At 34.4% G+C, this 12,868-nt stretch carries 10 protein-coding genes; 6 read left to right on the forward strand and 4 right to left on the reverse strand.

The genetic code is table 11. The features are described 5' to 3' along the window. Positions 1-174: 174 nt before the first annotated feature. From aroA to ACRASX_RS03415, 4 genes are all read right to left on the reverse strand, one after another. Positions 175-1,398, reverse strand: a complete 1,224-nt coding sequence (gene aroA, locus ACRASX_RS03400) for a 3-phosphoshikimate 1-carboxyvinyltransferase (protein WP_432222414.1) — start codon at positions 1,396-1,398, stop codon at positions 175-177. 76 nt (positions 1,399-1,474) lie between these two features. Then, positions 1,475-1,801 carry a nucleotide pyrophosphohydrolase gene (locus ACRASX_RS03405; RefSeq protein ID WP_066311237.1) on the reverse strand — a complete coding sequence of 109 codons (327 nt, stop codon included), beginning with the start codon at positions 1,799-1,801 and terminating at the stop codon, positions 1,475-1,477. Between the two features lie 44 nt (positions 1,802-1,845). After that, positions 1,846-3,858, reverse strand: a complete 2,013-nt coding sequence (locus ACRASX_RS03410) for a transglutaminase domain-containing protein (RefSeq protein WP_432222415.1) — start codon at positions 3,856-3,858, stop codon at positions 1,846-1,848. A gap of 4 nt (positions 3,859-3,862) precedes the next feature. After that, a complete protein-coding gene (locus ACRASX_RS03415) occupies positions 3,863-5,770 on the reverse strand; it encodes a DUF3857 domain-containing protein (RefSeq protein ID WP_432222416.1) in 1,908 nt (635 codons plus the stop codon). A 228-nt stretch (positions 5,771-5,998) separates the two neighbouring features. Here ACRASX_RS03415 and ACRASX_RS03420 point away from each other — a divergent pair, with 228 nt between their 5' ends. The 6 genes from ACRASX_RS03420 (at position 5,999) to ACRASX_RS03445 (ending at position 12,795) form a co-directional block, all read left to right on the forward strand. Continuing rightward, entirely contained in the window at positions 5,999-6,370 is a 372-nt protein-coding gene (locus ACRASX_RS03420; protein ID WP_432222417.1) for a hypothetical protein, read from the forward strand. A 102-nt stretch (positions 6,371-6,472) separates the two neighbouring features. Further along, a complete protein-coding gene (locus ACRASX_RS03425; protein ID WP_432222418.1) occupies positions 6,473-6,979 on the forward strand; it encodes a hypothetical protein in 507 nt (168 codons plus the stop codon). Between the two features lie 396 nt (positions 6,980-7,375). Further along, positions 7,376-8,875 (forward strand): ankyrin repeat domain-containing protein, encoded by a 1,500-nt coding sequence (locus ACRASX_RS03430; protein ID WP_432222419.1) that lies wholly within the window; start codon positions 7,376-7,378, stop codon positions 8,873-8,875. A 1-nt stretch (position 8,876) separates the two neighbouring features. Beyond that, positions 8,877-9,359 carry a DUF2271 domain-containing protein gene (locus tag ACRASX_RS03435; RefSeq protein ID WP_432222420.1) on the forward strand — a complete coding sequence of 161 codons (483 nt, stop codon included), beginning with the start codon at positions 8,877-8,879 and terminating at the stop codon, positions 9,357-9,359. Between the two features lie 117 nt (positions 9,360-9,476). Further along, the gene (locus ACRASX_RS03440) at positions 9,477-11,663 is read left to right on the forward strand and encodes a PepSY domain-containing protein (protein ID WP_432222421.1); all 2,187 of its coding nucleotides are present in this window, start codon (positions 9,477-9,479) and stop codon (positions 11,661-11,663) included. Positions 11,664-11,784: 121 nt separating this feature from the next. Then, positions 11,785-12,795, forward strand: a complete 1,011-nt coding sequence (locus ACRASX_RS03445; RefSeq protein ID WP_432222422.1) for an FAD:protein FMN transferase — start codon at positions 11,785-11,787, stop codon at positions 12,793-12,795. Positions 12,796-12,868: the final 73 nt, after the last annotated feature.

Consider the following 12,868-nt stretch of genomic DNA (forward strand, 5'->3'; position numbering starts at 1 on the left):
TTATTAGCTGTTAATTTGGTAGAAAGTTGCTAAAATAGATAAAAAAACCTCTAACTGAAGCTAGAGGTTATTGCATTTGGAAACACTTAAAAGTCAAATAATTGAAAAAAAATATTAAAAAAAGCGTTAAAAAAAATGATTTTACCCCTTTAGTAACTATTTATTTACTACGCGTTATACTTCTGAAACTTGAAATTGCAAGGCTTTGAAATCTTCCCAAAAATCAGGATACGATTTGGAAACTACCTCGGCATTATCTATAATAATAGGCACTTTTAAAGCTAAAGGTGCAAATGCCATTGCCATACGGTGATCGTTGTAGGTGGCAATATGTACGTTCTTATGAATCGTTGTTGATGGTTCTAACTTCAAGCTGTCATTGGTCACTGAAATTGTAGCACCTAATTTAGTTAACTCTACCTGCAGCGCTTCTAGACGATCGGTTTCTTTAATTTTTAAAGTATGTAATCCTGTCAAATGGCAAGAAATTCCTAAGCCAAAGCAAGTAACTACAATCGTTTGGGCAATGTCTGGTGTATTATTTAAATCGAAAGAAACCGCTTTAGGCAGATAATTGGTTTGTTTTTCGAGCATTAAATTGTTGTTTTCGAAGGTAGCATTTACTCCGATTTCTTTGTAAATATTTACTAAATCAGAATCACCTTGCAAGCTATTTTTTTTGTAACTGCTGATCGTGATTTTGGCAGTATCAGCAAGCGCTACTAAACTGAAAAAATAAGAAGCTGAACTCCAATCGGATTCGACTACCATTTCTTTAGCAACTACGGCTGCTTTTGGATATACTTTAATTATGTTGCCTTCAAAACTGGTCTGTATTTCTAAATCGTTTAACAAAGCCAATGTCATTTTGATGTAAGGAACCGAAGTAATTTCGCCTTCTAAAGTCAACTCTAAACCATTTTCTAATTTAGAAGCTACCAAGAGTAGAGCAGAAATGTACTGGCTGCTTACATTTGCCGCCAAATTAACCTTAGATTCTGTCACTTTTTTTCCTTTAATTTTTATGGGCGGATAACCTTCTTCTTTTTCGTACGTGATTTCTACTCCCAACTGTCTGAGCGTGTCGACCAAAATTTTTATCGGACGTTCTTGCATGCGTGGCGATCCTGTCATGATTACTTCACGTCCTTCGCTTACTGCAAAATAAGCCGTAAGAAACCGCATTGCAGTTCCTGCATGGTGAATGTCTACAATCGCATCATGGCCAACTAATGCTTTTTGCATTACTTCGCTATCATCAGAATTGGAAGTATTTGAAAGAGTTATGTTTGGAAATAAAGCTTGCAATAACAACAAACGATTGGTTTCGCTTTTAGAACCAGTAACGGCAATTTTTCCTTCTAAATTGGTTTGGCTGGTTTGTACTAATAAATTCATTTCGGCTAGTTTTTTTGCTTTGAGCAAATTTATCTTAAAAAAAGAAAACTCCAAAGGTTCCTTTGGAGTTATAACATTATTGTAACTTTTCGTTATTCTTATGACGGTCTTTGTCACGAATTGACTTGAAATCTAGTTTTTTGTCAAAAGCAGCTTGCAAATCGATACCGGTTTGATTGGCTAAACACAAAACTACAAAAACAACATCGGCCAATTCTTCACCTAAATCTTTGTTTTTATCGCTTTCTTTCTCCGATTGTTCGCCATAACGACGCGCAATTATACGTGCTACTTCGCCCACTTCTTCTGTCAGTTGTGCCATATTGGTTAGTTCATTAAAATAACGAACACCGTGCTCTTTAATCCAAGTATCAACGTCTAATTGTGCGTTTTGTAAGTTCATAAATACTGATTTTGAACAAAAATAACGCTATTCTTTGAATTCGGCTAAATTCTTTTTAAAACAATTTTCTCGCTTTCCTTGGCTACCAGTGTCGTATAATATTCCTTCAGCATTTCATAACCTTCTGCAGGGACGATTGGCTCATTAATTTGCTTTAAAATCGACAGCTGTAGTAGATTTCCTTTGACTGCAATATCAAATTTAAAAATCCCTACATTGTTTTCCATAGAAATCAGTGCGGGAGTAGGCAAGCTCTCGACCGTAAAACCCTCTGGAATGGTAATCGCAATACTATACTTATCTGTAAATGGAAAACCAAAATCAACCGGATATTGTCTTACTTCTTGATTAAACGGATTCTTGTCATTGGCAAAAAACAACATCGGACTCAGATATATTTTACCACCAATTACTTCGCTTAAATTATTTCCAACAAAAGAATAGCTCTCGACTACTGGCGACATTAATTCATTAACGTTGGTTCGAGCATACTCACTTATTTCGATTTTACCATTTTGGTTTTCTAATTTTTCTAAATAATCGTCTTCTTTTAAACCGTTAAAATTGGCTCTAGTGATCATTGCATTGTAGTCCGTATATTGCCTTCTACTTTTCCCTAGTACTTTACCTTCCGCATCGACTGTGTAACTCAAAAAAACATTATCCATCGAAGGCTTTACTGGCATTAAATTTACCTCATCAGAACTACCATCTTTTCTAATTAATCTGCCTTGCCAATTTAACGCTCGAAAAGGCAAAATATTTGGAGTTGAGAACTGATCCGAAGCATCTAGTAAAACGTTGCCATTGGCTGTCTCAACAGCAGCAATTACGTAATTGTACGCATTACGATTGGGAAACAACGCAATTCCGTTAGCTCGTGTGCTCACTAAAACTGGATTAGCAGTGAGTCCAGCTGAGCGCAACATCGCAGTCATCATTAGGTTGATATCTGCAATATTTCCTGATTTTTCTTTGTAAGCCTTTTTCACTCCGTTATCACAAGCATAGCCAAAATATTCGTTCCATTTGACATTTGATTTTACATGATTTAAAATCGCTAGTATCTTTTCATTCTCGGTATTTTTACCGTTCAATATTTCTTTTAAATCAGCCTCAAAGTAGCCTGTTTTATTTAGCTCGGGTCCAAAATCATCATATTCGTAAATTGTTTTTACAACTGCGTTCCAATTCGTTGAATATGATTTGGGCAACTGATTTGGAAAATTAGTAACAGCCAATTCATGCGCTACACTAGAGGTGTAATTATCTATATTATTTACAAAAGATTCTTCCTTCATTGCTGGAAAATGTTGTGCAACGTAGGTAGTTTGGGTTTCACTGTAATCTATTTTGTCAGAAGAAAAACTAGTTTGTGTGTTTTTTGATTCAGATCGTTCTTTACTGACGATCGTAATTGTTTTTCGATTAAGTTGCGTGCTTACTTTTGGAGAAATATAGCCTTTCTGTCTTGAGTTAAAAACATAATACTCTGGAATATAAGTTACAAACTCCGAATAATTTACAGGAATACTTTCTTGAAAACTCCAATCCCTAATTAAGCGATCTGTTGGCGTTCTAATGCTGTACTTGTATTCGATAACTGAACCTTCTTTCACGTTTGGCATCGTGATTTTTTTAATTGCTCTAACTTTATTAAAATTTTCATCAAAAATCCCTTCGCTATTTAGTTTGGTTTTTTCAACGCTCCCGTTAACTAAATTATAAGTTACGGCGTCCTCAAATCGTACCTTTTCAGAAAGATTGCTGTTGTTGTAGTAATAAACTTTTTGAGTAGCCCATTCGTACCCTTCCTTTTTGTAAATTTTTATTCGAGTTTCCACTTCCGTCACCATTACAAAGCCATCGTTTTGTATGTATTCAATTCTAGATTTTCCTTTTTTAAATAAAATAGCAGCCACAGCACTAGTGTCTTTTGGATGTGCTCTTTCTTGCAGTTCTGCAACCGATACTTTACCTAGTTTAAATTCTTGTGCGGTAGTTTTTGAAACCGATAGCACTAAAAATAGCAGACAAATAATTTTAATACATTTCATGGGATTAGATCTTGGTTAATATAATTTTGGCATTATCATTTTTGGAAACTTGTTCCATAAAAATTCGATATTCATCATATTCTACGTTCGAATAATATCCTTTTTGGATAAAAATGGAGCGTTTAAAGATTAATTTAGTAGTATCGGTTTTGATGATTTCCGTTTTATACTCTCCAAATTTATTTTTTAATTCAAAATTGGGAGGTGAAAATTCAACTGTAAATCCAGTTGGAAGATTTATTTCGATTTCGTCTGTATGCATAAAACCACGCTGAATTTGAAATGGATTTTTTCTATTTCTAATGCGTTTTACGTTATCGACGCTCTGGTTAAACGCGTTAATTACAAACATCATTTTAGTACCCGAAATCGTCCCGTAATTTGCTGCACTCAATTGTACATTTTCAGTAAAACGAACATTTTCTTTATCGTTTGTAACTGTTATGGGTGCTAATTTTAAATTATTAATAGTGCCCCAATAGTGCTTGTAGTATCTCTCTTTTTCTACTGGTTGTAAATTAGACACCTTTACTTTAGTATCATATTGTGAGCCTTCAGAAACCATCGTAAGCGAACCTGTAAAATTTCCATTTTCAGCGATTGTATAATTTCCTATAGTACTTTTCACATTACCCTCGTCTTCATATATTTTAGTTCTAACAATTTCACCACCTTCTGGTTTAATTATAACTACATTTCGATCGTCAGTAAAGTTCGCCTGATATCCAAAAGGATCATCTTGACTTGTACATTCTAAGAAAATATATTTTTCTTTATTTGGAATGCAGAGTATCACATGATTTCCTTGAATTGAAAAGAAATCTGGATCCATATCAATTTTATCTTTATCTCCATATAGTTCTGTGTAATACGAAGGAACATCTACCACATTTAATAGCGCTCGTGTGTAATTAGACAATGCTTTGCAATCGCCATACCCCAAGCGATCAACATCGGCGGCTAGCATGGGTTTAAAACCACCAATACCTACTTGAACACTTATGTATCTGCATTTTTTTTGAACAAAATTGTAAATAATTTTTGCTTTCTGTATGGGGTTTTTTTCAGTACCAACCAGCAATTTAATTTTAGATTTTGTTTCTTCTGGCAACGCTGTAGTCCCAGATAATATTTTATCCGAAAACCATTTGCCGTACTCTTGCCAATTCTTAGCATTTCCGTCTACTCCTTCCAAATTAAAATATTCTACACGCATCATAACGCGCGGAAAAATATGGTCATAAGAAGGACTGTAATCTTCTGGTTTTTGCGCTAAAATCGCTGAGGCAACATACGAAAGTTGGGTATCTGTATCTGTGGTTTTTTCAATGGCATGATTCGAAAAATTAAATTCTTTTTTCTCAAATCCTAGCGCATTTGGATAGGTAACGCTCATCGAAGATTTTTCGACACTAGTATTAAAATTAGACACAGGCATCCATCTTGGAATAAATGCTGTAGTCGAAGTTTCCAGTTCACTGTTGTAAACGATGGTGTATGGATAAGAAATTGGTGTGTATTCTAGATAAAGATATCTACTGTCGGATACTAGTGTTCCTTGAGCAACAGCACTTTCATCTTTAAAATCTTTTCTTTTTATCTTTTTAATTTCTGATCCCGAAGCATCATAAACAATAGCTTCTATATTCTTAATAGAGGAGTTTTTGTTATACCGCTCTACAGCATCAATAGCGCTTTTCCCTTTTTCATTAAAAACAGTTATTGCTCTTTGGGTTTTAATCGTCATGCTGCGCTGCGAAGCAATAATGATATCAATTTGGTTCAAGCGCACGACCGCATTCGCATTTTCTTTGAGGTTATCAGCAATAGTTGCGCTACTATAATCGATCTTTTGGGCAGTAACGAAGTTAATTAGTAAAAAAAACAGCAGTGAAAAAGAGGTAACTTTCATTTGTAGGTTTTATTTTTCAAATGTAATTTTTTTTATAAAGCGTTTAACATTTATTTATGAAAATTAATTCAAGCCATTAAGGTTGAACCTTATTTATAAAACTTTCATTTAACACACTTAGATCTACGTTCCGATCTGGCGTGCAAGCTAGTACATGCTAAATCCTAATAAATCAGCCCCTACTTTACCTCAAATTTTAAATTGATTATTAATGAGTACTTTTGCGCTATGAAAAATGTGCTACGGTTTTTCGGAATTTTATATATCACAGCTCTTTTTGGATCTGTTGTATTCGTGGCTACAAAATCATTGGAGAAGGAAGTTCAAAATGACTATTCAAGAAAAGCGGAAGAAAATGTTGCGCCAACTTTCTCTAAGAGTATCATTTGCTTTATCCATGCTTCTCAAAATTCAAACTACGGTATAAGTAATTTGGCTTTTTTCAAGATAAAAATTCCACTGCACTTAGGAGTTTCTTTCGATAAAATTCCAGAATCAGTTTTGCAACGTAAGCTATCTCAGTATCTTAATTTTTCGAAGCATTTCTTAATTCGACATCGAAAAACGAATATTATTTTTCCGTTTCATTCCCATTGGTAATTTCTTTTAATTTTTAAGTAAACAGCAATTGCGCTGTAATTTATTTTGGCTTTGCTTTTGGCGAAGTCCTCTTTTGTATATCTAAATTTTAAAAAAAATATCATGGATTTAAATAGTGCTATAATCGGAATTGTTTTAATAATAATTAGTGTTTTACCTTTTATCATATTAAGCAATAACAGAAAAAAAAGAACCAAAGAAACCATTCAGCAATTGACACGATTGGCAAATGATCAGCAATCAACCATTCATGACTATGAGATTGGTACCAATTTTATAATAGGAATCGACAATGAAAAAAAGTCAGTCTTCTTTATACAAAAAATAGGTAAAGAAGAAAATTCTAAAGTCATCAACCTAAACGACTTTCACACGTTTACCCTAGTTAAGAACGAACGAACTATTGGTGACAAAAAGAATAATTATACTGTTATTGAACGCCTTGCTTTGACGTTTGCGCCAGCTTCGGCAAGCACTCTAGATCATGAACTAGAATTTTACGACTCAAACAAAACAGTGCAACCTTCGGGCGAATTACAATCTATCGAAAAATGGGCTCAACTTATAAAAGAGCACTATAAGCAAGCTAAAGTTAAAGTAGCAAATTAAGTAGGTAAATAAATAAGAAGTAGTAAGTCGGAACTAAAAACTCCGACTTTTTGCTTTTATTAAATGTCTTTAAAAGAAATCATCCTTACAGAAATTTCTATTTTCTAATTTAATTTCAAAGCTACATGCTTTATCTCAGCTAATCTTCTACTATTTTCCTACTACTAAAAGTCTAAAACGAGTCTTCCGTAATCGATCGACCGCGCTAGCAACTAACTACTATTCTTTATCTTATAGATTTTTAGGCGCTTTTCTATAAAATTGTCCTGCTTTTTTTGTTCAAAAATTGCAAACCGTGAGTTGGTTAACTCTTATATATTTTTATATTTGCATTATTCTTATTTATTCTAAATAGAAATAATTCAAAATAAATAGAAACCACCATAACTCGGAATCATGAAAAATAAAGTTATTCTTTCTTTTGCCTTCGCAGCTACTCTTTTTGTCAATGCTCAGCAAAAAAACAGTCTCTTAGATCAAAATTTTTGGAAAACAACTCCAAACGCAATCGCTGTTGAAGCGGAAATAACCAAAGGAAATAATCCTTCAGAATTAAACGATCGCTCTTTTGACCCTGTAGTTCTAGCAATTAATAATGAGGCACCTACTGAAACAATCAAACTTTTGTTAGAGCAAGCGGGAAATCCAGTAACCAAATCGACACATGACAATCGCAACTATTTGCATTGGGCGGCATACAAAGGCAACAGCGAAATTGTTAATTATTTAATTGCGAAAGGTGCTGACATTAACTTGGAAGACAGCCACGGTACGACTCCAATTACATTCGCAGCAAATGCTAGTCAAAACAACACAGCGGTTTACGATGCATTTTTTAAAGCAGGAATTAATCCGAAGACAAAGTATAAAAATGGCGCTAACCTGCTGCTTATCGCAATAGCAGGAGATAAAGATTTAGCACTAACCAACTATTTTATTTCTAAAGGAATGGCATTGAAAGATGTCGATAATCGAGGAAATACCGCATTTGATTACGCAGCAAGGTCAGGTAATATCGCACTTTTAAAAACATTGATTCAAAAAGGCGTTAAATATACCGACAATGCACTACTCATTGCTGCTGAAGGTTCTCGTCGTGAGGCCAATACAATTGGAGTATATCGCTACTTAGTTGAAGATTTAAAACTAAAACCAACTACAGTTTCAGCTGAAGGACAAACAGTTTTACATGCTATCGTTAGAAAACCAAAACAAAGTGACATCATCAATTACTTTTTAAGTAAAGGCGTTGATAGTAATAAAGCAGATAAAGAAGGCAATACGTCTTTACTAAATGCTGCAAGAGCAACAGATACTGAAGCTTTGGAGTTACTACTCCCTACAGTAAAAAATATTAATTTAAAAAACACAAAAGGAGAATCGGCTTTGACAGTGGCTGTTCAATCGGGAACTCCTGAAGCAGTTGCCGTTTTACTCAGTAAGAAAGCAGATGTAAAAGTACTTGATAAGGACGGAAACAATCTTGGTTTTTATTTAATTCAGTCGTACAAGCCTCAAAATGGTAAAGAAAAAACGCCTGCGGAAGATCCTTTTACAGCAAAAAAGCAATTGCTACAAAACAACGGATTAAATCTTGCCTCTATTCAAAAAGACGGCAGCACTTTGTATCATGTTGCGGTTTTAAAAAACGATCTGAATTTACTTGAAAAATTAGCAGATTTGAAAATCGATATTAATGCAAAAAATCAAGACGGAATGACCGCGTTGCACAAAGCAGCCATGGTTTCTAGTGATGATACTCTTTTAAAATATTTAGTTGCTCATGGTGCAAAAAAAGAAATTACCTCCGAGTTTAACGAAACGGCTTATGCGTTAGCCAAAGAAAACGAAACGCTCAGCAAACAAAACGTATCTGTAGAATTTTTAAAATTATAAAATGAAATCAATCCTTAAAATAGCTTTTTTAAGCATCTTCTTTTTTCTAGCTTCATTTCAGTCTTCGGCACAAAGTAGCAAATACAAGTGCATGTTACAAATGTCTAATTATATGGGAGAAGGCGCTTATGTAGTCGTTTCTTTGGTCAGCGACAAAGGTGCTTACGTAAAAACACTTTATGTAATGGGAGACGATAAAAAGTGGTACAATAGTTTAAAAGAATGGAACAAATTTTATTCTAAAAAGCCAACCAATATTAGCGCTACGACTGGCGCTTCTGTTACAGGAGGTGATCGAAGTATTGCTACTATTGAAATTGAAAATTCTAAAATTAATAGTGGCTATAAATTGCGATTTGAAACTGCGGTTGAAGATCAAAAGTACCATGTTACTGATGTAGAAATTCCGTTAACCACAGAAGGTATTGCCGCAAAATCAGAAGGCAAAGGATACATTCGATACGTACGATTAAGCAAAATATAACTATATATTAGAATTCAATCTGCAAAAATCTAGTTCATCTGTCCACTACATTTTATGTACAGATGAACTAGATCGAGCAGATTTTTTTAGTAGAATTCCTAAAATACAATTGCACTAATGACACTTTCTTTTTGGCGCTATACGCACTTGGCTTTAGCCGTTTTTTCTTCTTTATTTTTAATTTTAGCATCCGTAACAGGTACTATATTGGCTGTTGACGCCATACAAGAGAAAATTCCGTCCTACCAAGTGGCTAATTTCGATGCTATTACTTTACAAGAATCGATACTAAATCTTAGGAAAATATATCCCGAAATTACCGAAATAAGTATCGATCACAATAAGTTTGTTACTTTACAAGGCATCGACAAAGAAGGAGCTGACGTTAATGCCTACATTGACCCACTAACAGGCAGAATAATTGGTCATCCACACAAGAAAAGTGATTTTATACAGTGGATTACTGCACTGCATCGTTCATTATTTCTTCACGAAACAGGACGTTTTTTTGTGGGTCTGATTTCTTTCTTACTAGTATTAATTTCTATTTCAGGATTTGCACTCGTGGTTCACAGACAACGCGGTTTGCGTAACTTTTTCTCTACAATCATTAAAGAATACCTTGCACAATATTACCACGTTCTTTTAGGAAGGTTAGCGCTGATTCCGATTTTAATAATGGCACTTTCAGGAACATATTTGTCGCTAGAACGTTTTAATTTCTTTGAAACCACAACAAATGAAAAAACAACTGTTGAAACGAAATCAAATGCAATTCCTAAAAATATTTTTGATTTTAAAAACGCGCTTTTAGCAGATGTTACTAAAATTGAATTCCCATTTTCTGAAGATGCAGAAGATTATTTCACCTTTCAATTAAAGAGCAAAAAAATTGAAATTGACCAATATTCGAATGAAATAATTGCTGAAGAAATTTTTCCGGTCTCCGTAATTTTCTCCGAATTGAGTTTAGATTTACATACAGGTCGCGCCAGCATGATTTGGGCAATTATATTAGGACTGGCTTCATTAAATATTTTATTTTTTACCTATTCTGGATTTGCAATGACCTTAAAAAGACGTGCAAGTCGCATCAAAAACAAATACAACTCTAAAGAAAGTAAGTACATCTTGTTGATCGGATCTGAAAACGGAAGTTCGTTGCGTTTTGCGAACTCGGTTTTAAATCAATTAAATGATTCTGGACAAAAAGCACATCTCGCCCAACTGAATGAGTATACTATTTATCCAAACGCAGATCATTTACTAATTTTCACTTCTACTTATGGTCTAGGCGAAGCGCCTGTAAATGCTAGTAAGTTCATGAAATTAGTAACCGAACAGCAACAAGAGCAACCGCTTAATTATACGGTAGTTGGATTTGGATCAAAAGCATATCCTGACTTTTGCGGATACGCCAGAGCAATTGATAGCGTTCTCGCCAATCAAAAATGGGCCATTCGGCTGATCGATCTGCAAACAGTAAACGATAAATCGGCGGATGAGTTTGTGAATTGGATCAAACTATGGAATATGAAAACTTCATTTAATTTATCTACGACTCCATCTGTGTACAACCAAGTACCCAAAGGACTTGAGAAGTTAATGGTACTTGAAAAAACAATGGTATCAGAAAAGGAACAAACGTTTATTATCACTTTACGAGCCGGAATTCGAAGTAAATTTAGCTCTGGAGATTTACTCGCTATTTATCCAGCCAATGACAATCGAGAACGTTTGTATTCGATCGCAAACATCAAAGGAAACATTCAACTAGCGGTCAGATTACATCCGAACGGTTTGGGTTCTGAATTTTTATACAATGCCCAAGCAGGAGATTTTTTTAAAGCAAGAATCATCCGTAATAATGCTTTTCATTTTCCTGAAAAAATTAAAAAAGTAGCTTTAATTTCAAACGGAACCGGAATTGCTCCCTTTTTGGGAATGATTGCTCAGAACACTAAAAAAGCCGAAATTCATTTGTATAGTGGCTTCAGGCAAAAAACGAATAGTACTGCGCATTACGATAATTTTACCTCAAAAATGATTCAGAAAGAAAGACTGAAGCATTTTCATTTGGCTTATTCTCGAGAAGAAAATCAGCATTATGTAATGGATTTAATTAAAAGAGACGACGACTTTTTTGCCAATTTATTAAGAGATGGCGGAACGCTAATGATTTGTGGCGCTTTGAAAATGCAGTTTGATGTCGAAAATGTTTTGGATGCAATTTGTTTAGAAAAAAACAATACCGCCTTATCTGAATATAAAGGAAATGGTCAAATTCTAACGGACTGTTACTAAGTTTTACTTTTAAAAAGAGATCTGAATTTCAATAATTCACACAAATGAATTGGGAGGAAATCAATAAAAAAAAAGCTGCAAAGTATAATCTTTTAAATCTGTGGCAAAAAAACATATAAAAATGAATTCGAAATTAAAGTCCATCATAATTATCTTTCTACTTATAGGTCTAAACGGTACTGCACAAGTTTTACGAAAAAGAGCTGCATTATTAATGGGAGGTCGATTTGACGTTACTATTGTTGCGAAAGATTCGCTTTCCGCAGAGCAAAATATCGATGAAGTAATTGCTGAAATCAATCGAATAGAAAATTTAATCTCCGATTGGATACCGACTACTCCAATTTCTCAAGTGAATCAAAACGCCGGAATTCGACCCATAAAAGTAGATCGTGAAGTTTTTGAATTGACACAGAGAGCACTTCAACTTTCCAAAATAACTAATGGTGCTTTCGATATTAGTTTTGCCGCGATGGATCGAATTTGGAAACTTGACGGTTCGATGACCAAAATGCCTTCGGCGGAAGCCATAAAAAAATCAGTCGAAAAAGTCGGCTATCAAAACATAATTCTAGACAGCGTCAATTCAACTATATTTTTAAAAATCAACGGAATGAAAATTGGTTTTGGTGCATTGGGTGAAGGGTATGCGACGAACAAATGCCAAGAAATGATGCTTGCGAAAGGAATTAAATCTGGAATTGTAAATGCTACTGGTGATATGAGTACTTGGGGACAACAACCCAACGGAAAACACTGGAATATTGGCATTACTAATCCATTTCGAACTGACGAATTGCTGGAAGTCGTCGAACTACAGCAGGGCGCCGTTACCACTTCTGGTTCTTATGAAAAATTTGTTGTTTTTGATGGCAAACGCTATTCGCACATTATTAATCCAAAAACAGGCTATCCAGCTACTGGATTGTGCAGCGTGACTGTTTTTGGTCCCAACGCAGAAACTGCTAATGGTTTTAGTACTTCAGCGATGGTTTTAGGTCAAAAAGCGGGTATAAAATTACTTGACCAATATCCTGATTATAGTTATTTGATGATTACCGATAGTGGAAAAATCAGTAAATCGAAGAATTTTAAGAAAGATAAAGTTCTTAAAAAGAAGAAAGCTGATTAACAAAATACTCATTCTGTCGTTTAGTGATTTATGATCAAACAACAGAATGAGTATTGATAGTAGTCTGAAATAA

Source organism: Flavobacterium sp. TMP13 (assembly GCF_050847115.1).
Taxonomy (GTDB): domain Bacteria; phylum Bacteroidota; class Bacteroidia; order Flavobacteriales; family Flavobacteriaceae; genus Flavobacterium.

Bases quoted from the DNA above. Each gene is read 5' to 3' on its own strand.
- aroA (WP_432222414.1), bottom strand. From the start codon at position 1,398: ATGAATTTATTAGTACAAACCAGCCAAACCAATTTAGAAGGAAAAATT.
- ACRASX_RS03405 (WP_066311237.1), bottom strand. From the start codon at position 1,801: ATGAACTTACAAAACGCACAATTAGACGTTGATACTTGGATTAAAGAG.
- ACRASX_RS03410 (WP_432222415.1), bottom strand. From the start codon at position 3,858: ATGAAATGTATTAAAATTATTTGTCTGCTATTTTTAGTGCTATCGGTT.
- ACRASX_RS03415 (WP_432222416.1), bottom strand. From the start codon at position 5,770: ATGAAAGTTACCTCTTTTTCACTGCTGTTTTTTTTACTAATTAACTTC.
- ACRASX_RS03420 (WP_432222417.1), top strand. From the start codon at position 5,999: ATGAAAAATGTGCTACGGTTTTTCGGAATTTTATATATCACAGCTCTT.
- ACRASX_RS03425 (WP_432222418.1), top strand. From the start codon at position 6,473: ATGGATTTAAATAGTGCTATAATCGGAATTGTTTTAATAATAATTAGT.
- ACRASX_RS03430 (WP_432222419.1), top strand. From the start codon at position 7,376: ATGAAAAATAAAGTTATTCTTTCTTTTGCCTTCGCAGCTACTCTTTTT.
- ACRASX_RS03435 (WP_432222420.1), top strand. From the start codon at position 8,877: ATGAAATCAATCCTTAAAATAGCTTTTTTAAGCATCTTCTTTTTTCTA.
- ACRASX_RS03440 (WP_432222421.1), top strand. From the start codon at position 9,477: ATGACACTTTCTTTTTGGCGCTATACGCACTTGGCTTTAGCCGTTTTT.
- ACRASX_RS03445 (WP_432222422.1), top strand. From the start codon at position 11,785: ATGAATTCGAAATTAAAGTCCATCATAATTATCTTTCTACTTATAGGT.